Source organism: Bacillus salipaludis (assembly GCF_030938565.1).
Taxonomy (GTDB): Bacteria; Bacillota; Bacilli; order Bacillales; family Cytobacillaceae; genus Neobacillus; species Neobacillus salipaludis_A.
The window spans coordinates 4,333,029-4,356,754 of sequence record NZ_JAVGVR010000001.1; the positions used below are offsets into that span (position 1 = coordinate 4,333,029).

The 23,726-nt window shown below is 35.8% G+C and carries 14 protein-coding genes and 3 pseudogenes; 7 read left to right on the plus strand and 10 right to left on the minus strand.

The genetic code is table 11. From position 1 onward, the window contains the following. Positions 1-470: 470 nt before the first annotated feature. Positions 471-3,905 carry a S8 family peptidase gene (locus RCG21_RS21505; RefSeq protein WP_133338784.1) on the minus strand — a complete coding sequence of 1,145 codons (3,435 nt, stop codon included), beginning with the start codon at positions 3,903-3,905 and terminating at the stop codon, positions 471-473. Between the two features lie 804 nt (positions 3,906-4,709). Between RCG21_RS21505 and RCG21_RS21510 the strand changes: the two genes are divergently transcribed. Beyond that, positions 4,710-4,859: a hypothetical protein gene (locus tag RCG21_RS21510; RefSeq protein WP_165976366.1), complete on the plus strand. Its 150-nt coding sequence runs from the start codon at positions 4,710-4,712 to the stop codon at positions 4,857-4,859. A 108-nt stretch (positions 4,860-4,967) separates the two neighbouring features. On the opposite strand, the pseudogene RCG21_RS21515 reads toward RCG21_RS21510, so the two are convergent. From RCG21_RS21515 to RCG21_RS21540, 7 genes and pseudogenes are all read right to left on the minus strand, one after another. Then, positions 4,968-5,170 (minus strand): annotated as a pseudogene (locus RCG21_RS21515) (IS3 family transposase); the annotation flags it as partial. 158 nt (positions 5,171-5,328) lie between these two features. Continuing rightward, positions 5,329-7,611 carry a PBP1A family penicillin-binding protein gene (locus RCG21_RS21520; RefSeq protein ID WP_165976365.1) on the minus strand — a complete coding sequence of 761 codons (2,283 nt, stop codon included), beginning with the start codon at positions 7,609-7,611 and terminating at the stop codon, positions 5,329-5,331. 1,574 nt (positions 7,612-9,185) lie between these two features. Further along, positions 9,186-9,455: pseudogene (locus tag RCG21_RS33625) on the minus strand (serine/threonine protein kinase); the annotation flags it as partial. A 30-nt stretch (positions 9,456-9,485) separates the two neighbouring features. Beyond that, positions 9,486-10,334 (minus strand): penicillin-binding transpeptidase domain-containing protein, encoded by an 849-nt coding sequence (locus RCG21_RS21525; RefSeq protein WP_165976364.1) that lies wholly within the window; start codon positions 10,332-10,334, stop codon positions 9,486-9,488. A gap of 682 nt (positions 10,335-11,016) precedes the next feature. After that, complete coding sequence (locus RCG21_RS21530; RefSeq protein WP_133338780.1) at positions 11,017-11,952, minus strand: MBL fold metallo-hydrolase; 936 nt, start codon at positions 11,950-11,952, stop codon at positions 11,017-11,019. A gap of 156 nt (positions 11,953-12,108) precedes the next feature. Beyond that, positions 12,109-13,449, minus strand: a complete 1,341-nt coding sequence (locus RCG21_RS21535; protein ID WP_308913754.1) for an MFS transporter — start codon at positions 13,447-13,449, stop codon at positions 12,109-12,111. Between the two features lie 178 nt (positions 13,450-13,627). Then, on the minus strand, positions 13,628-14,470 hold the full coding sequence (locus RCG21_RS21540) for an alpha/beta hydrolase family protein (RefSeq protein ID WP_133338778.1): 843 nt from the start codon (positions 14,468-14,470) through the stop codon (positions 13,628-13,630). 385 nt (positions 14,471-14,855) lie between these two features. On the opposite strand from RCG21_RS21540, the gene RCG21_RS21545 reads away from it, so the two are divergent. Together RCG21_RS21545 and RCG21_RS33630 are read left to right on the plus strand one after the other, a co-directional pair. Further along, a complete protein-coding gene (locus tag RCG21_RS21545) occupies positions 14,856-15,647 on the plus strand; it encodes a TrmB family transcriptional regulator (RefSeq protein WP_308913755.1) in 792 nt (263 codons plus the stop codon). A 572-nt stretch (positions 15,648-16,219) separates the two neighbouring features. Beyond that, positions 16,220-16,429, plus strand: coding sequence for a recombinase family protein (locus tag RCG21_RS33630; protein WP_133338880.1), 210 nt, complete (start codon positions 16,220-16,222; stop codon positions 16,427-16,429). Between the two features lie 774 nt (positions 16,430-17,203). Here RCG21_RS33630 and RCG21_RS21550 read toward each other — a convergent pair. Continuing rightward, complete coding sequence (locus RCG21_RS21550) at positions 17,204-18,694, minus strand: amino acid permease (RefSeq protein ID WP_133338878.1); 1,491 nt, start codon at positions 18,692-18,694, stop codon at positions 17,204-17,206. A gap of 518 nt (positions 18,695-19,212) precedes the next feature. Here RCG21_RS21550 and RCG21_RS21555 point away from each other — a divergent pair. The 3 genes and pseudogenes from RCG21_RS21555 (at position 19,213) to RCG21_RS33635 (ending at position 20,881) form a co-directional block, all read left to right on the plus strand. Then, positions 19,213-19,953, plus strand: a complete 741-nt coding sequence (locus RCG21_RS21555; protein ID WP_133338774.1) for a metal-binding protein ZinT — start codon at positions 19,213-19,215, stop codon at positions 19,951-19,953. Positions 19,954-20,099: 146 nt separating this feature from the next. Then, a pseudogene (locus RCG21_RS21560) lies at positions 20,100-20,289 on the plus strand (MFS transporter); the annotation flags it as partial. A gap of 106 nt (positions 20,290-20,395) precedes the next feature. Further along, on the plus strand, positions 20,396-20,881 hold the full coding sequence (locus RCG21_RS33635; protein ID WP_372512770.1) for a CBO0543 family protein: 486 nt from the start codon (positions 20,396-20,398) through the stop codon (positions 20,879-20,881). 125 nt (positions 20,882-21,006) lie between these two features. On the opposite strand, the gene RCG21_RS21565 is transcribed toward RCG21_RS33635, so the two are convergent. Beyond that, positions 21,007-21,147: a hypothetical protein gene (locus RCG21_RS21565; RefSeq protein ID WP_165976363.1), complete on the minus strand. Its 141-nt coding sequence runs from the start codon at positions 21,145-21,147 to the stop codon at positions 21,007-21,009. Between the two features lie 914 nt (positions 21,148-22,061). Between RCG21_RS21565 and RCG21_RS21570 the strand changes: the two genes are divergently transcribed. Beyond that, the gene (locus tag RCG21_RS21570; protein WP_133338772.1) at positions 22,062-23,495 is read left to right on the plus strand and encodes an MDR family MFS transporter; all 1,434 of its coding nucleotides are present in this window, start codon (positions 22,062-22,064) and stop codon (positions 23,493-23,495) included. The last annotated feature ends 231 nt before the right edge of the window (positions 23,496-23,726 follow it).

The following is a 23,726-nucleotide window of genomic DNA, read 5'->3' on the forward strand; positions in this document are numbered from 1 at the left end:
GTTCGTGAATGCGAAAACGTTATATGCCAATCCGTCTCGATTTGAAGAAAATTCTTATTCAATAAAAGAGTTCTTTTCTTGAGTAACGAAAAATCCCAATTTCTCAATATTAATGCTGAGAAAATTGGGATTTTTTTTTTTGAATCTCCTTAACTTTGTAAATACGGGCGTATCTAAACTTAGAAGTAAAAAAACTTGTTTTGAAGACATGTAAACAATGTATTCGTAAGTGAATGTTTTCGCAAGCTGTTCACTATACATATTTTCTTTAAGAGGTACCACATGCCCATTAAGCTAAGACAAATCATTACCCCCATAACAAAACTGCTAAAGATGTAACAAGCAATTTATTTAATCAGGTTTTGAATGGCATTAAAGATGTTTAAAAAATAAGGTTGTATTTGACCGAATAACAAAAAAACCTGGATGCAATGGTTTCTTGCCTTCCAGGTTTTTCTGTCTACTAAAAATTATTTTGACTTTTTTACAGTTGTTTTTATGCCTTTACTTACATTTCCAGCTTTGTCCTTTGCCTTAATAACTAACACAGTTCCTGCTTTTTGTTTTTTGATTCCCACAAAAAAATTGCCGTGTTTATTTGCCTTTCCTATTCCAATTGTTTTGTTGTTTACTTTAATTGTAATAGTCGCATTTGCTTCTGTTTTTCCTCTTACAGCTGTACTTTTATCATTAACAACGTTTACTTTAGGTGTAGCTGGTGGCGTTTTATCGATCACTGTAATTCTTGTTTCTTTACTACTATTACCTGTTGCATCCTTTACAGTGACAGCTATTATAGTGTATGCTTTTTGTTTTTTAATTTTAATTTTAAACGCACCTGTTTTATCAGCTTTGCTCGTGCCAATTACTTTCCCATTCACTTTTGCTGAAACATTAGCATTTGCCTCTGTTTTTCCTTTTATAACTGTACTATTATCATCGACAGCGTTCACTTTTGGTGTAGCCGGCGGCGTTTTATCAATCACCTTTATCTTTGTTTCTTTACTGCTATTTCCTGCTGCATTTTTTGCAGTGATTGCTATTTCATAGCCCGCTTTTTGTTTTTTAATTTTGATTTCAAACGCGCCTGTTCTATCAGCCTTACTTGTGCCAATTACTTTCCCATTCACTTTGGCAGTTATTTGGGCATTTGCTTCTGAACTTCCTTTAATGACTTCGTCCCGATCACTAACTGGTTTGACCTTAGGCGAATTGGGAAGAATGACATCTTTTACTGTAACCTTTACTTCACTGCTTTCCCTGTTCTGGTCATCTGAAACAGTTACATACAATACAGTATTTCCCTTTTGCTTGTCAATCTTTATTTTAAACGCCCCAGAATCATCTGTATTGCCCGTTTTAATGACTTTTCTAGAAGAATCCTTGATATTGACAGTTAATTTGGGGGCTGCGTTGCCAGTTAGATACTCATCAATGTTTGATAAAGGTTGGACAGTTGGCTTTTCAGGTGCTTTTTCTACTGCTATTCTAAAAGTTGTTTCCGGCCCGTTGTCAACACCTTTGGTACTTATTATCACATTCAATAGTTTTCCCGATTTTTGAACTGGAATATTAACAGTAAATGTCCCCGATGCTGTTGCTTTACCTTCGCCTAATTCTGTATCTCCATCTAAAACTTTTACGGTAGATCCATTGATGGCTGTTCCGGTAACTTTAGTCTGATTGTTTAATAGACGGTCTACATTTGCGTTTAATGCCACCGCACTAAACGCACTATAGGCATTCAAATTCCCCCAGCCAGATACTTGATCATATCCGGGAACAACCTCTTTCGTTGGTTGCGGATATTCTTGATCCGGGGTTCCCGGAAAATCTCCGTTCGGATTATCTTGTTCATTGAAGCTAATATCATTTGCTGTTTTCGTCAATAAATATTGAATTTCAGATGGTGTTAAGTTCGGTTGTTGCGAAAGCAGCAAACTTGCAACTGCTGAAACATGTGGCGCAGCCATTGAAGTACCACTTGCATACGTCACATTTCCATTAGGAACAAGACTTGGTATGTCACTTCCGGGAGCAACAAGATCCAACCCCTCCCCGTAATTAGAGAAATCTGATACAACATTTAGACGATTCGTTGAACCTACAGCGATTACATATTTTGAAGAGGCTGGATAGGAAACTTCTTCAAACCCATCATTGCCGGATGCAGCGACAACGGTGATATTTTTTTTGTTTGCATATTGTAAAGCATATTCAATTGTGCGGCTATATGGACCGCCAAGACTTAGATTAATCACTTTTGCCCCATGATCAGCAGCATATAAAATACCGAGAGCAATCTGTTCTGTATCCCCACTTCCTGATGAGTCCAAAACTTTTACCGGCAGGATTTTAGCTGAAGGAGAGATACCTGCCATTGAATACCCATTATTAGCCGAGGCCGCGATAATTCCAGACACATGGGTACCGTGTCCGTTATCATCCATAATATTATTTGTCCGATTAATAAAATTATAGCCTTGATCAGATTGAACCTTGTCCTGTAAATCTGCAAGTGTATGATCAACACCTGTATCAACTACAGCAACGACAGTATCTTTTAATTGGCCGTTTATTAAATTTTGTAGCTTTTCAAACTGGATATTAGCATCTTTATTGATCTTATCAGGCCCAGTATTTCCTTCATTTTCATGTAGCGACCACTGGTATTTGTACTGTGTATCGGCTGTTAGGGCTTTATATTGCTGAATCGGTTCAACAAATTCAACCTCTGGAAGGTTTGCAATTTGTTTAATAGCAATTTTAAATTGATTTGTTTTATTCATTTCGACAACTAGTAGATTATGATTATTAGTTTGTTTCACATTTAATGGATTAATAGATCTTAATCCGTAAGCCTTAACTTTCGTTTTGAATTGACTAAGCGGTTTTCCTTCCTTTAATTTCACGATCATACGGTTTTCTTCCTTGTCATTGGAAGTTTTTAAATCAAGTTTTTCAATAACAGAAGACAAACTAGAATTAGTTAAATTTGAAATACCTATCTCAGCAGCTTTTTGCTCAATTTGTTTTTTCAGAAATCCAGGAACTGATTCCTGTAAAATCTTATACAAGTTGTTAATTGCTTGTTGTTCATTGGTTTTAATGATATAGGAGCTTTGGTCCCCGTTTTCAGCTAGATCTGCAAATAAACCTTTCAATTGAACCAAGTTTTTATATACATCTTCTCGTAGTGCTTTATTGACAATCATTTTTGTGCCTAAAAACGGCGCTGTTTTATAATATAAAGAAGTGAATTCTCTTCCTTTATCAGTATTAGCTAATAGAGTTTCCCGAATCATTCGTAAATCTTTAAGAATCCCTTTGCCGTTTTCTCTATTTAAAACACCTAATTCAGCCGGACACTGATCCCCGATAGGTGAGTCGGATGGTGCGAGTGTATCCCCTTCATAGCTGATGGTATATACCGGATTAACAATCGGCGGAGAATCAGGTCCCTCTTCGCCCTCAAATTCTTTACTTTCACCTTCTTCTAATCCACTATTATAATTTTCAACCTTTATGTAATATGGTCCCGTCCATGCAAGCGGAAATTCAATTTGTGCAGGCTCGTTTGAATAAGTGTATCCCATATAACGGTCAAATGTATTATCGTTCAGTGCATTTTCTAAGCTAGAATAAACAGAAATGTTTAACTCCTGCTCTGACTGCAATTTGATGCGAAAGTGAGTGTTCTTAGAAACATCTTCATTTGTGGGCATCACTTTATACCAATGCGTTTGTTCCGACGGTTCAAATTGTGCTTCTATTGGTGTGGTTGTTAATACTTTTTCATTTAAAGAACTACCTGTTGCTGCTTTCGTTTTAACTGGGTTCTGACTATACAGAAGTGTAAACAAAAGAACTAAAACAATGAAAATACTAAACTTTCTCTTTCTCATAACTTACCCCCATAAAGTATAATTTTACTCTATTAGTTAACCATAATATACCAAATTTGTAAAATAGTTATATGCTATTTCTTAACTAAAAGAATTCAAATTCCTGATGAACTTAAATCTACTAATGTTTTATATTCAAAATCTTGTCACCAAGTTCACAAGGAGAAATCTCCCTGGTCGGCCTCATTTTTTAGCCAATTATAAGGAAAAGTGTTAATTCCTAAAGAGTGGTTTGTTGTTAAGCTTGAAGAATTACAAAGAGAAATTGATGGAATTGTAATGATGGCTAATCTATACGACTAACAGGCTTAAGCCTGTAATATAAGCCTTAAGGCTAATTCTTAAATAATGTTTGATTCGTTTCGGAGGAGTTTTCATATCAAAAAAATCGTCGGCCCTTGCAGCTAGATCCACTTCACGAATTGCCTTCATAATCTCTTTAATCGTGGGGAGTGTAGGTGCATAATCATTATCGGATGATATTTTACTAATTGTAGTCCTACTTATCTTTGTTTTATTTCTAAACAAACAGGCGTGCCACGTTCAACCATTGGAAAAGTGGACAGTACGAAAACCTTTCTAATTGCCCATCCTTTAAAACAGACTATACCTCTCGAGAAGCTTTAAATATTTTAATTAAAGGTCCTAAATATGTGGATGAAACACAGTTAAAAAGAATGATTGAAGAGGAATTGGAGATTAAAGAGCATTGGGAGAATCGGAAGTAAAACAAATGTGTGCTTACTGCGCAAAGATGAAGAATTTGAAGCTAAGAAAAAACAATTGCATAGGATTTGATCCAGAATGAATGTATCCATTAAGCTTCATTTTATCTCGAATGAAAATAAAGTCATGCGTAGGGGAGAATTTCCTTTGAGAAGAAAACGGCCTGAAGAAGTAACTTTTTTATTTTGGAAACAGATCAAAAGAGAAATGCCGTTTGGTGGAGAATAGTGCGAGTAAAGGCAAGTGGAGAAGATATAACTGAATTAGTAATGGAATTAGAAAAAGCCCCTCTCGATGATTAAAGTGTACCCATTGTAAAGGACATTTTAAAAAAGGTTATGCCATATTGAGAAGATAATTTCTGTATTCAACAGGGGTCATTTTCTTTAAATTCCATTGATCTCTAAAATTGTTATAGTAGATCATATAACGCCTTATTTCTTTTTTTGTTCTTCTAAAGAATTACACTGGTTTATAAATGCCTCATCCTTAAAATGGCCAAAAAAAGACTCTTGTGGAGCGTTATCCCAACAATTCCCTCAAATTGTGCTTTAGCCCACAATAAACTAAAAGTAGCAGGCATCCGCCAGATACTTTCAGAAAAAAATTATAAAAATACAAAAGCAAATGGAGAAATACTATCCGTTTTTCTTCACTTGCTTTATTTTAGAAATTATCGGACAGCCCCTTTTCCTTTTTATGAAGCTGGTTCAACCTTTGTTGCTTTATAGCTTGAACCATCCCATTGGACATACACACGATATTTTTGCGTGCCATTTCCTTTTGCTGATACAATCCCAACTGAGCCGCCTGGGTTGCTTTTGTCGCTCCCTAACCACCATACAGTTATATTGCTTTGATTTATTCCAATAGCAGAAGAGATTGTCTGCAGCATCTCCTGCCAATCTTGAGAATTTGAATCATAGCTTGTAACATGCTCGTTATTCTGGTTCGGAGCATCGTCAGAATTTCCTCCTTTAACATACAGTTCATTATTCACTCTATTAACGTCACTTGGCTGCTTAAAGCTGGTTGAATCTGTTCCAAACGCTTGCATCATGTCCTTAAACATTATTTGCGAGATTTTGGTAGTATCTCCAAGCATATAGTTGCCTGGACCGTTATTCACATACCCAGTCCATACAGCCATCGTGTATTGTGGGGTATAACCCGCAAACCAACTATCATTTACTGCGTTGGATGGATATCCAAATTGAGCACTGGTCTTATGGTCAAAATTGGTTGTTCCTGTTTTTCCAGCAACATCCAATCCTGGGACATTTGCCGTTTTTCCAGTCCCAGAGTTTACGACTGTACGTAACATATCTGTTACCATATAGGCTGTGTAATCATGCATAACACGGTTTGGCTGTGGCGTAAAGCTCACAACTTTTCCATCAGGAAAGACTACTTTTTGGACAAAATGCGGTTGATTGTATACTCCTTCATTTCCAAAAGCACTGTAGGCCCCTGCCATTTCTAAAGGATTAACTGTATTACTTCCAATCGCGTAGGATTCGTACACTTGGTTGTTATTAAAAGGAATACCGAGGTTTTCTGCAAAATTCTTTGCCTTATCTATGCCAACCTCACGAAGAGTATGAAGCGCAGGGATATTATAAGAATATTGTAGTGCCGTCCGTATTGACAACATCCCGTGATATTGATTATCCCAATTTGAAATAGATTGACCATTTGTATACGTTGTCGGCTGATCATTGATTTGGTGAGCAGTTGACCATTTCAAATATTCAATCGCAGGACCATAATCAAAAATCGGCTTAAACGAAGAACCTGGTTGACGTTTTATATCAATTGCAAAGTTGTTTCCTAGAAATGTTCCTTTATATTCATTTCGTCCGCTCCCTATTGCCCGGACTTCACCAGTTTTTGTATCTAAAAAAACAAATGAACCTTGAAACTTAGAATTAGGATAAGCAATGATATCATTTGTGTTCATCATTTTATCCGCATAATCCTGTGCTTTTGGATCTAAAGTGGTATAAATAGATAATCCATCCGTGCTGATGTCTACACTTTTAAGTTTTCCTTCCACTTCTTTAACAGCTGCATCAAAAAATGCTTCATAAGGAATACCTTGTTGAGTGGTTTTCGGAACAAGGCCCTCCGTTACGGGTACTTTCATCGCTTCCTTCATTTGTTTCTCTGTAATATAGCCCTGTTTATGCATGGAGCTTAACACAAGATTACGTCGATTGGTGGCAGCCTCTCTGTTCGCAGGTTTAGACGGATCGTAATTAGCTGGACTTTGTGGGAGCCCTCCCAGCATGGCAGCCTCCGGAAGCGTTAATTTATTTAAATTATTTGCATCAATTCCGTAATAGGTTTTTGCAGCAGCGGCCACTCCATAGGCCCCATCTCCAAGGTAGATCTTGTTTAAATACATCGTTAAAATATCCTGTTTAGAATATTTTTTGTCCAATTGATACGCCAGGTACCATTCTCTTACCTTTCGCTTTATGGTTTTCTGTGGAGACAAAAAGGAGTTTTTAATTACCTGCTGTGTTATGGTACTACCGCCCTGAGAACCGAAGTGCCCGGTTAGATTCTTGAAAATCGCTATAGCGGTCCGTTTAAAATCTATACCATCATTTTTATAAAAATTTGCGTCTTCGGTAGCAATAAATGCGTGTTCCAACACTTTTGGAACTTGAGTATACGTAATTTTCGTTCGATTTTCTTTACCGTATTCATAAATGAAATTCCCTTCTTTATCATAAAATTTTGTTGGTAGTGGATCTACTAGTTTTGAAGAATTTAATTTAGGCGCATCTTTAATCATAGTAGCGAAGGTAATGGCACCTACTCCTGACGAAACAAATCCCAGCACCAAACAGGAAATTAACACTTTTTTCAACAAGGATGCTATTTTTGGCGTTTTATTACTTTTTTTTTGATTTTGTCTTATTTTTACAGCTTGTTTTCGTTCGTGACGAGAACGATACGTTTCTTCTGACATTCATCTTCTCTCCTATGTGTAAGTTACTAAAAGTTGATTTAAAAAGAAGCAGTTATCAATAACTTGTCTCTGACTGATGAGAGACTGATTTTAGTCCATTACTTTTCATTTAAAATCCGTCTATAACGAATTAAATTAATAAAAATCTAATCATCCCTTTACGTGTTTCGAAATAAGGTATTTACGCTGTTCAATCTTTTCTATTGTTTCTTGCATAGCCTGTTCCTTTTTAACATCTAGCTCTATCATTCTTTCCTCTCATTTAAATCCTTCTATAAAGAAGAACAAATAACAATATCCTTCAAACTAACCCTCCCCTATACTCCTACTCTATTGAGGGTCTAAAGTTGAAATGAACGTCTACAAATGCAACCGGCTGAATGAAAGTTACAATTATTATTTCATAAACAAGCATTTATAGTTTTGTTTTGTTTTTCATAGACATTATACATAAAAATGAGTAGAAATAATTTTTCCGTATCTTTACATATTTGAGTCAATTTCATATTATTTTATTGTAATTTTTTATTAAGGCTCAATTTTCATTATAAAAAAGCCCTTTAGAGAAATGTTTTGTCTGGATTATCTTAATGATTTTTCTGAAACCGATGAAATGAATACAAGCGTAAAGGTTTATTTTGATTTTTTGGATTTGATTGTATTGTGTATGGTTGGATTTGTTCCAAGCAGAATGATGTAGATATTTAATTTCCACTTCACTCTTATTGTGACTTCCTTATCAACAATTGGAATGGCTATTTTTAGCTTCAAATACTCTAAATTTTGTACCAATATATTCAAATACCTAATAGAAAAAGAGTATTCTTTAGTTAATGCTGTCATCGGTATCGAAGAAACACAAAGGGAAGATAGTAGTGTAAAAGAAGTGCCCCTGAAGGGGTAAAGGCTAAAAATTTATGTATATAAAAGTTGTAAGTTTTGTACACTACGAAAACAGCAGCTTTTTTCTTTTGTCACTTTAGGAGGTAATTTGCGCTTGTTTTAAGCGATATTTTGCACTATAAATAAATATAAAAAGCCCAATATCTCAATAAAATTGAGATATTGGACTTTTATCATTACTTCGGATTAGCTCCCGATTCTTAATAGTTAAAAAGTTTATATATTCCTAAAGCTGAAAAAACACATAGAAATCTAACAAATAAATAGCTACAATTTCAATACATATTCCTAAAAAGAATGAGAATATCCTTCCTATTAACATCTTTGTTTTACCGAAAATAGACATCCACAAACAAAATAAACCTAAAAACATGAATAAAATTGAGAATAAAACTATCACCATTTTTACATCCTCATTCCCAATTGTGATGTTCTAGTCTTAAATAAAATTATAAAAATTCCACTTAGTAAATTATTCCTCTTCCTAACTTATTGCTACAGCCAGGGACAATTATTTCAAAATTCTCAATTTTCACAATCTATAATTCCCGACAATATGGCCCATTAAAGAAAGACGCCTTCTTATTTAGGAATGGCGCCCTATAATGGAATAACTGAGTAGCTCAGGATAACTATTTTAGTTTAAGTATTTTTCTTTACAATCTCTTAGTTCAGGATAGATACTTTTTAGATGCTGATTCCCACGCTACAAAGAATTCTTACTGTTGAATATCTGTCTTTTTTATCTACTTCAACTGCTTTCATTGCAACTTCGTAAAGCTTTTGACCTGCATCTAACTTTTTAAAATTGATCGGTCAAGTTCTCCACCCAACAATCCAAAAGCGATTGCACCCATATTAAATACGTTAGTTCTTTCATTTATCCAGCATCCAATTCAAACTACTTCTGGCGACATAAATCTTGATGATCCCCATAGTCTTCTCTAGATGATGAAATTTCCGTGTGAAAGTCATTCAAAAATCTTCTTATCCTTCAAAATTTGAAGGGTAATTTGCTTTGCCTTGCTGCTGCTCGCCAGATTGTCTGCCTCAATATTCGTGGCAAAAATATTAGCGTTTCCGTCCTTTTCAACGTAACCGATGAAATTTCCGTTGACCGGAATCCCGTTAATCACTCCATCCTTCCATCCTGTACCCGTTTTTCCAGACAGCATTGCGCCATCCTTCTGATCCAATACGAGTATTTTCTTCACAATATCGATGTTTCGGTGAAAGAAAGGCAGTTGGTAGGTGTAAAACCGTTTTAAGAAATCCACTTGCTCTATGGGTGAGATTTTTAATGAACTTTGCAGCCAGAAATGGGTCAATCCTCCCGAAATATCCTCATTTCCGTAGTGGATCCGGTGCAAAAAATACTGCTCACGATTTTCCCCCAACCGGCTAGACACTTCTTGGAAATACCAGATCGTCGAATTTTGAATCGCTTGGGTCAAAGTCTGATCCTGATTCCATTGAGGAAATGGATATTCGGTTCCATCCCATTGAAACATCGTGTTTTCATCTTCCAACACTCCCGTTTGCAATCCAAACAAAGCATGAGGTACTTTAAAAGTGGAATTGGGTGAAAGCCGCTTTTCACTCTTGGATTTGTTGTAAATTGTATACTGTTTATGCTCGAGATCATACATCACGAATGTGCCGCTAAAACCGGTAAAATACGAACTTAGATCTTCGTAGACGACATTATGTTTTTTTATGACATCGTTCTTCTCAGCATAACTTTTACTGTTGAAAATTAGAAGGATTGTAGCCGCAAAAGTTATTACGACTAAGTATGCCAATATTATTCTCCATCGCATGGTCATTCTCCTTTAGCGTACATTTTTATTATGTTTTTTTCGGGTTTGGTCACCAACTTAAATCCTATTAACCTCTTTAACTTTTATTTCTCTTTTCTTACTAAGTAGCCCAACAAAAAATACAACATACTAAGAGATAAAATCATAAATTCATCTGTGCTTCCTAATTCTTCCCCCTTTCATTTTTAGACTAATCCTCTAACAATCACTTAATTCAACTGACACTACTAATTATTTCAAATTTTCCAAATTTACACAATTACTTATTGTTAAATGGCCCGATTGCTGAACAAAGTTTAAAATGTACACATTTAGTATTTGTTACAAAACTCGTATGTTTTTTAAATTTCGCTTTTTTTCTAATTTGATTTCCATCTGTTACTTTTCATTTATTTTGTCGTTTTTTTGTCAACGAAAATAACGTGTAGAAGGGTATGCCGGAATTTTGAATACAAAGAAGATTTTCAAACTAAAAAATCCGATTCCCTAAATATTTGAGGAATCAGATTTTTTGATTTGTCTTATTCTACAATCGAAATGAATAAACCACTAAATATTTTGGTTATTTTTTTGGGAGGAGAAATTTTAACTAGCACCCGATTGCGAATTTAAATGGAACTTTCAAGGAACTTTCATCCTGTGTTTCTAGGGAGTAGTTTTGAACTTTTAACCTAAAATAACTTTACATTCTTACATATTTAAATTGTTTCCCTTTTTTATATACACTTATTTCACCTATTGAAGCTAGATAACGTAAATAGGCATTGGTTTCTCCAATCGCAATCCATTGGTCAAATACACTTGAATCTACTGGAAATAATGATTGTGATACTTCGTATGCATTCATTTCTCCAGTTATTTGCTCGAGTACAAAACCTATCCGTTCTTCATAGTGATGTAGAAGCTCAGTGATCCGCTCTTGAACATCAGTAAAAATGGGACCATGTCCTGGAAGCACCAATGAAATTTTCATTAATTTTATCCTTTTCAATGTTGCAAGGTAGCTGCTTAATGGATTTTCATCTCCGTAACCATGATATGAAATATAAGGGATCGCTTCTTTAGTCAAATGATCGCCCGAAAGGAGAAGCTGTTCTTCTCGGTTATAAAAACAAATGTGTCCGTCCGAATGACCTGGCATGTGTAAAGCTTCAAATAGAAGCTCTCCAATCGGATAAAGTCGATTCGTATCTATGGTGAATAAATTATTTGGAAAACTGGTATCTATTTTATTGACCGGTTGTAATTGCTTGACTAATTCCTTAGACATACCAGCAGCTAAGTAAAATTCTGTAAAAGATTCTCTGTCTAGAACTGACAAAGCAAGTGATTGTTCTTTCTCGCTCAAAAAAACATCTGCCCCTGTCTGTTGCTGTAATTCTCTTGCGTATTCAAAATGGTCTGCATGATGATGAGTGATCAAGATACGTTCCACATCATGCTTCGGATTAATACCATGTTTAGAAAACGTCGCCTTCCAACTTTCCCGTGTTACTTCTTGGTTCATCGCTGTGTCGATGATTGTCCATTTCCCTTCCCGCTGTGCTAAGTAACAATGAACATTGCCATTCCAAAACGGTAGTGGGATAGTCACTTGATAAATGCCATATCGATTCATTTTTTATCCTCCCAGTAATTAATGGCAAAATAGGCTATAGCTGAAGTGCTATAGCCTATTTTGGTACGAAGTAAATTGCTTGTTTTCATGACGATCTTCCGAACAATCCTATACTTATATCCCAAGTCCGCCCAACATCATGCTATGGAATGTACTTTATATTTTATGATTTTGAACTTCGATCTTCTGATTTATTTCTTTCATTTGGATTGGCTTCTCTTTTAGAAAAAGAGCACTAATAGCTGCCAAGCCAGCAAGAAGAGAGAAATAAATAAACACTTTTGAAAAGTTATAATTGTTGCCGGTTCCCACAGTCACCAGATATCCGGCCACTAAGGGAGTAAGAAATGCCCCCAACTGACCGAAACCATTAACTAATCCCGTTGCACTACCTACAACTGAACTCGGATATCTCTTCTGAACGACGGCTGTGATACAACCGGAGTTAAAAGCAACGAAAAACCCAGAGAGAAGAAGTAAAGTAATCAGGGCAGCAGTATTCCCCTTTTCAATAGAACCAATTATCCAAAGAGTAGGAATACATCCTAAATATGCGATTAATGCAACTGGTTTCATTTTATTAAATTTATCCAACAGCCATCCTCCCATTAGAATACTGACGATACTAATAATAGGAGGCAATGAGGCTATGAATCCCATTTCCTTGATATTAAAGCCATGCTGCTGGACTAAGAATGTACTAAGCCAAGTGGTGAAACCCCAAAGAATACCCATTTGACAAAACATAATCAAGCAAATGACATAGAAAGAAGGGTCTTTCAAGAAAATTTTACTTTTTACTTTTTCTTTTGGAAATTCTTGTAGAACGGCTCCTTGATCCGCATTTATTAAATCAAGTTCCTCTATTTTTAATCGACCTTTTTCATACATTTCCTTTGGCGTATCTTTAAAAAATGCCCAAAGTAACAAGATGCCTATTAAACCAGGTATAGCTAATGTGAAGAATACAGGTCTCCACTGGTCATTAAAAAAAGTGGCAGAGAGACTAGTCAAAATAATCGGCGCAAGCGCTAACCCTACATAATTGGATGTATTGAAAAAAGAAAGCGCTTTCCCTCTCTGGGAATATGGAAACCAGCTACTTACCGCTTTAGCCGAAGGAGGGAAATGATGTGCTTCCCCAAGCCCCAAAGCAATTCGAAGAGCAACAAATTGGCCGAAGGTTTCGGCATATCCAGTTAAAAAAGATGCTAAAGTAAATGTGACAATGGCAACATACATGACCTTTTTCGGTCCGAATTTATCCGCTAAAAATCCAGAAGCAACTTGACCAACAGAGTAGGCAAGAAAGAATATCGAAGCTATTTGTCCAACCTGTACTGGTGATAAATTCATATCTTTTTGGATGAACGGTAAAAAGGTTATAACAGCCATGCGATCAAAGTAATTGATTATATAGAGTATCCAAACGATAAACAAAATAACGTATCGATATCCCCATACTTTTTTCATTGCATTTGACATTGGTTTGATCATTCCTCTCCAAAGTTTATAAAATGTATTAGTACAGAATAACTGTTTATGAGGAACCGAATATTCTTTTCTGCTTGTACAATTGTTCCTGGGCTTCAATGCTCGAGTAAACTACATTTCCATCTTCTTGATTTAGAAAACGAACAAACATTCAGTACTGAAGCTGATTTTATGTTTTATATCAGGAGCCAATCAACTCTTTAATCTGCTCAGTGATAGTAGTCCATACCGGTGACTTTGGGTCAGTGATTTCAAAGTGTTCGACATTCGAAAGTGTAATCATCTTTACTTGGTCACCTGCTTGTTCGGCAAGTTCTTTATAAAGGGCACTTAATTTGAATGGGACATTTACATCCAGATCACCGTGAATCAATACTTGGGGTACATTTAGCGGGAGTAGATGGACCGGTGATACCTCTCGATATCTTTCAGGCACCTCATTTGGTGTCCCCCCTACTAGGTCAGTCACTGGGTTTTCAATTTTCACCTTTTTTACCATTCGTTGTTTGTATTGTATAAGGTTACTCATAAGCTCTAAGTCAATGATGCCACCCAAACTTACAACTCCTTTGAGCAAAAGAGGATCATTAGACGTTTTCAAAATACTCCCCATTGAAAGGCGATGACGTCCGGCTAACCAAAGAGCCAAATGACCTCCTGCAGAGTGCCCCACCGTAATGACATTCGTTAGATCTAAATTAAATTGTTCAGCTATTGTTCGTAAAAAGTCTGTTGCACTAGCAACATCTTGCAATGTACCAGGATAGGATCCACCAACGTTCCCTACCCTTCTATATTCAATATTCCACGTTGCCAATCCACTATTTGTAAGGTCCTCAGCAACGTCATCCATTAAATCCGATTCAAAAATTGATTTCCAAAATCCACCGTGAATTACGATTGCAACAGGATGGGGGCCTGGCCCTTTCGGAATCCGTAAATCACCAAACTGCCACTCATCCTCTGCGTACGCTATTCGCATTTTTTTTGTAATTTCATTATCCATCTTAGTTGTATTCCCCATGTAAACCCCTCCATTTCTCCAGGTGATTAAAAAGTAAAATTTATAACAATTATTTCTCACCTCACTTCTTTTTTTATAAAAAATTAAAATAAGGAATAAGATATTTATGAGTAGTATTTTATAATACTACCTCTTTAAAGGATTATAAACAATATTCAGAATAGTGTCAATGTAATTATGTATTAAAGTAGTATTTTTTAATACCACTATTTTTCAAGCGACGATTTTCTAATATTTGGCCAGAAATTACTTCAAAACATGTGTGTAAAATATGGAAATAAGTATCTTGATTATTTTTTGCATTCTAGTAGTATTTAAATATATTCATCCATTAGTAGCACCATAAAATAACACTTATGTTTATACAGATAAAAGGAGGTTTCATATGATTGAGTTGCTAAAAAAAATAGGATTATCTGATCTTGAAGCACGCTGCTATTTAACACTTCATGATGAACCCGGAATATCAGGTTATGAGGTTGCTAAAAGAGTGTCAGTTTCTCGTACTAATGTTTATTCCGCCCTGCGATCGTTAACAGATAAAGGTGCTTGTCGCAGCATTGAGGGAGAACCGGTCCGATACGATACTGTTCCAATCGAGCATTTAGCGAAACATTTACAAGCTGAATTTGAACAAGTTACAAAAGTTTTAGTAAATAAATTAAAGTCTCCACCTAGAATTACTCCGTCTTTTTACAACTGGCAAGGGGAGAAGCAGCTTAATACAACTATTCATCGAATAATTGCAAATGCTGAAGATTTCATAATTATAGACATTTGGTCAGAAGATTTACATTGGGTTGAAGAGGACTTGCTTGAAGCCGAAAAAAGAGGAATCAATGTCATACTCATTACTATAGGTGAGTGTCAAACAATGCTTCAGAACGTATTTGTTCACGTAAGGAGCGATGATTGGAGCATTTCTGAATTAAGGAATTTTTCGATTTTATGCGATTCACATACAGCATTACTAGGAGGCTTTGGAGGTTCAACAAAACTATCTGCCTTAGAGACTGACCATCCATCTGTAGTTGGTATGCTCAAAACAGCTTTTTACCATGATCTAATCATGCAACATATTGAGAAAGATTTTGAAGCAGAACTATTGGATAAGTATGGGGAAAAATACAAGAAGATATTTGAATTTTATGCCAATGAGAAAGGTTGGAATATATAAATTTATGAAGGCACGATGGATGCTTAAGAATTGCTCCTGCCACTGTATTTACAATTGAACAACCAGCTTGTATCAATTAATGAGATGATTAAACGTCCTATAAGTCATGAAATTTAATCTAAAAGAAACTTTTCGCTTTTTTCTTTTCAAAAAATTGCCAGATTCATATCTGGCTGTTTTTATAAAATTATGAGTTCTTATTCAACTGACAGTTCGTTTAAATACAATTACTTCACAATCTATTCTATTACTTAATAATATATCTAATTTTCTTAAATACGTTCTTCAACAATTTGGCTCGATTGCTAAACAAAGTTAAAAAACACATTTTATTATTTGTTCCAAAACTCGTAAGTTTTTTAATACTACGAAAATATCAGTTTTTTCGCTTTTTTTCTATTTTGATTTCCATCTAAAAGTTAGTCTATAAAAAATGTACAGAAAGTTATATATCATTTAGACAGGAATGATCAAAGTTGAGTGAACTTGTTGGATACGCAAAGGGTAAGTATCTTAGATTAGGATTATTCCTTATAAGTTGAACAATTAGAAAAGTATGGATGCACTAAGATATTTCACGAAAGAAAAGTGGTAATAATGGCAGGCCCGAACTGAACAATGCCATGGAATATCTAAGAGCAGGAGACAAATTAGTGATTTATAAGATTGAACGTATGGCCAGACCAACAAGAGACTTACACGTTGTAAATTCTTCCCTTGCAGGTTTGGGCAGCTCTCAAAGTTTGCGGGGGTGTAGCTATTATGTTTCCGTGCGGATATAAAGAAAAGGCCAACCATTGTAGAAAAGTACCCGATCGCTGGTGGTATTTCTGCAAAATAGTTTTTAAGAAGGGCTTATCCTTACAATCAAAGTGGATTCTTTTTCATAAATTAGATTTAGGTTTCAATTTTTGTAAAAAAGTTTATTCGTTTCCTATCTAAATTACTCCACAATCGCGCCTTTTAATTGAATAACAACGGACTATATTTTATTGAATCATGGTCAACAAAGATCTTCATTTTATCTGTATAAGAACGCTAAGTTTCCATGTTTGTAATTTTGTCGAAAAGAAATGCATCATAATACTTATTCTCTATAAAATAGTGGTCCTTTAATCTTCCATGAAAGTCATATCTATTCTTTTCAAGTATCCGCGCAGAGCCAATATTGGCATGAACTAAATTATTAAAATTGGTTTTAGTAATCTTTATTGTGATGAAATTGAACTTGGTGTTACGCTTCTGAAAAATGCCTGGTCATAAAAACACCCCGTAACAATTACGGGGCAGTTCATTTTAACAGATATAATACCTACCTTCAAAATGAAAAGTAACCCTTTCACAAGTAATTATTCGTGAGCCACATCTAGTTGAGACAAAATAGAAGATATGGAAAGGTTATTATCTCAAAGCATGGACACTAAAGTCCTTTTAGAAAATACAACATTAAAAAACGGGTTTTTTCATAACTCTCGTTGGATTGGTAACATAACAATAATCGATTCTTTAAATAAGAAAAATGCTCTCAAACATCGAGGGCATTTTTTTCAGTCTAATTAATCATGTGTTTTTTCAAAATTAAAATCAAATTCACATTCTTCTAGTCTAACTACCTTTGTCTTCTTGATAAACTTAAATCCAAACCACAAGAGAAGGAAAAGCGGTATTCCTAAATAAGCGGCAATGACACTGCCCCAATCAATTTTGTCGCCAAGGAATGCTTGATAGTTTTGGGCTAATGTAACAATTAAACAAATAGATACCGCGAAAATGGGGCCAAATGGGAATAATTTTGCGCGATATGGCAGTTGATCGAGCGAATAGCCCTGGGCTAGATAAGCCTTACGGAATCGATAGTGACTTACAGAAATACCTAACCAGAAAATAAAACCGGTGATGCCGATCGAATTCATTAACCAAACATAAACAATACCGTCACCAAAGATGGAAGATAAGAAAGCAAGCATACCAATTGCAGTCGTTAAAATAATGGCCGCGAACGGTACTCCGCGCTTATTAAGCTTTGCAAAAATGCGTGGAGCTTGTCCTTCTTTTGCCATTGCGTATAACATACGAGTGGATGCATAAAGACTTGAATTACCTGCAGACAAGACCGCAGTCAAAATAACCGCATTCATGAGTGATGCTGCAAACGCAAGACCAGCCTTTTTAAATACAAGTGTGAATGGGCTCACCATTACATCATCACTTTGTAAATTCGGGTTTGTATAAGGGATAATAAGACCAACAACAAAGATGGCTAGTACATAAAAAATGAGGATACGCCAGAAAACACTATTGATGGCTTTTGGTATGTTTTTCGCTGGATCTTCACTTTCACCTGCAGCAACACCGACAATTTCTGTTCCTTGAAACGAAAAGCCGGCGGCAATGAAAATAAGAAAGGTACCTAGAAAACCTCCGCTAAAAGGGGCTTTATCAACTGTAAAGTTTTTAAATCCGATGACTTCTCCACCCATTATTCCAAAAATCATCAATAAGCCGATGACGATAAAAATCACAATGGCGGAAACTTTAATGAAGGAAAACCAATATTCCCCTTCACCATATCCCTTAACGGATAAATAGTTTAATAGAAAAATAATGGCTAAAAATGAGAAACTCCATAGTATTGATGGACTATTCGGAAACCAGAATTTCATAATCATGGTAGAAGCTGTTAATTCCGCTGCAATCGTCATGGCCCAGTTAAACCAGTATGTCCACCCTAACGCAAATCCAAATGCAGGATCTACAAACTTCGTTCCATAGGTACTAAACGCACCGCTTGTTGGCATAAAAGCAGATAGTTCTCCTAAGCTCGTCATAACAAAATATACCATCAATCCAACAAATGCATAGGCAAATAATGCACCACCCGGCCCAGCTGCGTGAATCGCAGAACCGCTGCCTAAAAACAAGCCTGTACCAATCGCTCCACCAATCGAAATCATCGTTAAATGCCGGGCTTTCAAACCGCGATTTAACTTCGGCTCTTCATTTCCTGAGTGTTGGGGAACTATCACTTTTTCTTCCCTTAATCCCATTTTCACATCACTCCTCATCTTTATTTTTTTAGTACTTACAATATAACCAGTAATCTAACGTAAGTAAGTACCAATAAGTCCTTTTAACTTTCAGTTTTTTCCGAAAATTCAACCGATAATAATTGAATACCAAAGCACTTATTCAAAATTTTATTATGCAATTTTTATGCCAAAATTTCTAGTAAAAAATCCTTTACTAACAGCTGCCTTTGTCAAAAATTTTTTATTTTAGTGCAAAAATATTTTTAATTTTATAATTCATTTTGCATGTAGATGCAAAATTCCCCTTTGGCTGCTAATTTTGCCCTCTTCTGAAAGATTGAAGCCAACAAATGTTGACTTTTAGTGGGATAATTTCGTCCTCATTTAACAATTATTGAAGCCTTTAAATTAAACAAATCATAATCATTACGTTTTATATTGACAGAAATTTTAAAACATACTATATTTATAGAATTCAAATAGTAATCATTACGATTTGTGTCGACTATTAAAAAGGAAAAGGAGAGATTTTATTTATGAAAAAAGAATTTATCAAATCAATAATTGTGTTTTTCTTATTAGGTATAATCCTTACAGGCTGTCAAAAAGAAGCGGATTCACCTGTCGAAAATGCTTCCTCTGAATCAGAGCCTGCTTCTTCTGATTCCAATTCTGAATCTGCAGAAAGTACAGATCATACCCATAATCATAACCATATTCACGATGATGAAAAACAGAAAGAAATATATTCAGGGATATTTGAAGATGATGAAGTAGAAGATAGAGAATTATCAGATTGGGAAGGAGATTGGCAATCAGTCTACCCATACTTATTAGATGGAACTTTAGATGGGGTCTTACAGAAAAAAGCAGAAACAAAGAAAGATAAAACCTTTGAAGAGTACAAAGAATATTATAAAGTTGGGTATGAAACAGACATTGAACGAATCGTTATAAAAGATAATACGATAACGTTTTATAAAAATGGAAAAGGAAAAACAGGAGAATATAAGTATCATGGATACGAATTTTTAACTTATGAATCTGGAAATAGAGGCATTCGTTATTTATTTGATTTAGTTAGAGAAGCAGATGGAGTACCAAAATATGTTCAATTTAGTGATCATAGTATTTATCCAACAAAAACAGAACATTACCATATTTATTTTGGAGATGAAGATCATGTCACTCTTTTTAATGAATTAGACAATTGGCCAACCTATTATTTTTCTAATTTAAGCGGTGAAGGAATCGCAGAAGAAATGAATGCACATTAATTAATTTTATAAAACTGTTATTTAAATTGACAAACTTAAGGCTAGTTTTCTATGAGGGAAAATAAATAAAATTTAAATAGCCGCTCACTATTCAGTATGATAAAAACACCTCCTTGAATTGGAGGTGTTTTCTGTCATTTCCCATTAAAGAGCAAGAATTTGTTGCTTGAATGAATTCAACTTATACAAGTTTAGTCAATATCGTCGGATCAGCGATGGGCGGGATACTTTTTGACTTCAACATTCACTATCCTTATCTTTTCGCTGCTGTCATTTTGGTCATTGGTCTCGATATTACTTGTTATGTGGAAAGAAAAACAATTGTCAAAAGCTTAGCGGAATAGAATTAATCCCAATTATTTGGAAATGATAATACCCTAGACAAATATTCATTTGGAAAGACGAGGGATAATCAATTCAAATCCTTGGGTTATTTACATTTATTGTTGCTGTCTGGCGTTGGGGGGATTGGAGGAATTGGGAAAAGTACCAAAGTACCATTCTCTTTAAGATTACTTGTGCATTATTATATGAAGTTTTGACCTACAATTATCCTTTATGGGAATATAGTGATTTCGATACCTTCCTGCCAACTCATACATTAAATAGCCTTGCAATCACATTTGTAGGATTTACCTGTACTGTTCTACTATTTCTTTCCTGTTACCCTGAAACAAAAAAAAAACAAATTTTCTATATTATTTTTTGGGTATTGTTAAACTCAGCAATAGAAATATCTTATCACCTAATTGGTTTATTTAAATATTATCATGGATGGAATTTTTGGTGGTCCGTTTTATTCAATTGTGTCATGTTTCCGATGTTAATTTTGCACTATAAGAAACCTTTAATGGCATATGCACTTTCTGTACCAATCATTATTGTTCTTTTACTATATTTTGATGTTCCTATTGATAAATTAAAATGAACAAAGTGTCAACCGAGATCTTAACAAGATTTAAATTTAGGGTATCAAACGCTGTTACTTAAAAAATCCTCTGTTCACTCCATATTGGAAACGAACAGGGGATCATCCCTTCCAATTCACATGCATCAAATCACTTCTCTATTTATTTTGGCTGCTGTTTCTTTTAACATTTCTACAAAAGTATGTTCGCGCTTTTTTTCAGCTACTTGATAAGCCTTATCTAGAACCTCTAACCACTCAACAATATATTTCCATAATTTCACCATTTGAATTACCTCCATATTTTTGTTGCATCTTTATTATCTCCATTTTGTTATATTTTTACAAAGTCGGTATTCCTTATGAAAGTGACCTTTATTGATAATGGAAGCGAATGAAAGCGAACGTCATGGTGTTCAATCTTATGATTTTGAAGTTTTTCTCTATTTCACTCATGTTTTTATAAAGATCTGTTGTATTGATAAAAATCTTTTAGGAAGAAGGCTTTATTAAATAGGAATATATGGATTAAGCTTACGGAAGCGTCCAAGAAAGAAGAGATTACATTAAACGTCACTTTTTTATAAATTTTGTACAATTTTTGATAAATATTGAATCCTATCCAAAAAATAGCCGGATTACCTTACGCTAAGATTCTCCGGCTTAGCTTGCATTTAAAATAATTTCCCTTCATAACTGTCGTCAGTTTTTTTCTTGGGATTTCCTCCTGGAGCTTTTCTTTAGATCTTCAATTTTGTCGAATTTAACGCTAGGATTAATCCCATTATTAATATTAACATTAGTATTTGATTCCTCAGCGTTGGCCTTACGGTCTGACGTCCTCGTTCCAAACGTTTTCTGCATGGCTAAAAATTTCCTCTGTTTCAAGTCTTCACTTTTTATCTTCTATTTTTATTATCCTGACTAATCCCTCTTCCTTGCTAACCGTTTGGTGATGGCACTTGGATTTTTTATCATATTTTGTCCGAGCATACATATAATAATAATTTGAATTTAACACATATTGAAATTAGAATTTTAATAAAAGAAACAGGAACAATAGAAAAATTTTCCTCAAAAAAGAAGAGCTACCCTTAAAGTTTTCTTTTATTGACTTGGATAATTGTGGACACTAAAATTTAACAGGTAACACACATCTAGGAGTGTAAAAATAGATATCAGAGGGAAGTGGAATCAGAAAATGAAGCAATACAATACGCGTGCCATCATGGCGTCGCTACTTATCTGCGGTTTCGTTGGCATGTTCAGTGAGACTGCTCTCAACATTGCGATTAGTAATTTAATGGTCGTCTTCCAAATTTCGGCTGCTACCGCACAGTGGTTGACGACGGGGTTCCTGCTTACTCTCGGCATTTTGATGCCGATGACTGGGTTGCTCCTCCAATGGTTTACAACCAGGCAATTGTTTATCGGTTCACTGGTTAGCTCCATCGTAGGCACATTGATTGCGGCTTTATCGTTCAATTTCGAAATGCTTATGGTCGCGCGAGTTCTTCAAGCGGTCGGCATGGGCCTGCTGATTCCACTTATGTTCAATACGATCCTCGTCGTATATCCACCGGAGAAGCGGGGGGCGGCGATGGGTTTCGTCGGACTTGTGATCATGTTCGCACCAGCCATTGGTCCGACCGTGGCAGGTCTTCTAATCGAATATTTAACATGGCACTACATCTTCTGGCTATCTCTGCCGTTTTTAGTGATAGGGCTTTTAGTAGGGCTGAAGTATTTAGAAAATGTTACCGAAGTCACGAAGCCTCGAATTGATCTACTTTCTGTCATATTATCAACGTTCGGCTTTGGCGGCATTGTCTTTGGCTTTAGTAAGGCGGGTGAAGGGGCGGAAGTCTGGACCAGCCCGGCCGTGGTCTCTTCCATCGCAATCGGGCTGGCTGCACTCGTGCTTTTCACATTGAGGCAGATATTTATGCGTGAGCCGATGATGGACCTCGGTGTTTTTAAGTATCCAATGTATATCGTTGGGCTGCTTATGGTACTGTCTTGTATGATGATAATCCTGTCAAGCATGATTATTCTGCCAATGTTTCTTCAAAACGGTATGAGACTATCCGCGTTTACTGCTGGGCTTATGTTGTTGCCAGGTAGTGCGCTTAACGGCATCCTGTCACCTCGCATGGGGAGTTTGTTCGACAAATATGGGCCGAAGTGGCTTGTTATTTCCGGCCTCGTCGTCGTCGCGATTATGCTATGGTGTCTTTCCAGCATATCTCCTTCATCTTCGATTGCTTTTATTGTCGCCTTGCATATCGGATTAATGGTCGGCATTTCCATGGTCTGGATGCCTGCGCAAACGAACGGCCTGAATCAGCTGCCGCCGGAGCTTTATCCACACGGTACGGCAGTCATGAACACATTGCAGCAGGTTGCGGGTGCGATAGGAACAACTATTGCAATCATTATCCTAACGAGCGGTATGGAGAAGTATAAGCACGTATCCTCTGCTCCAACCCAACCGACCGAGATGGCTAACGCAATGACGTTCGGCTCACAGAACGTGTTTTTGTTTGCAATGATCGTGACGCTGATCAGTCTGGTTCTAGCATTCTTTATCCGCCGCGTCATCGTCAACCATGCGGCAATGAATTCAATGCATTAATGTTTTCAAAAGGGAGCCTGCAACTGGCCCCCTTTTTTCATCAATTATGTAAATTTACGTATCAATTAAGTGTGTCTATTATGCTCCGTTGGAGGCCCATATTTTTATAAAATAGGCAAATACCCAAAACTAAACTCCTCATATGCAGTATTGTATATACAAATAATTACCTTCAACCAGTATGTTTCCACCTCATTACCATTGTGCCTAAGCCAGGTAAGCTCCTGGCTT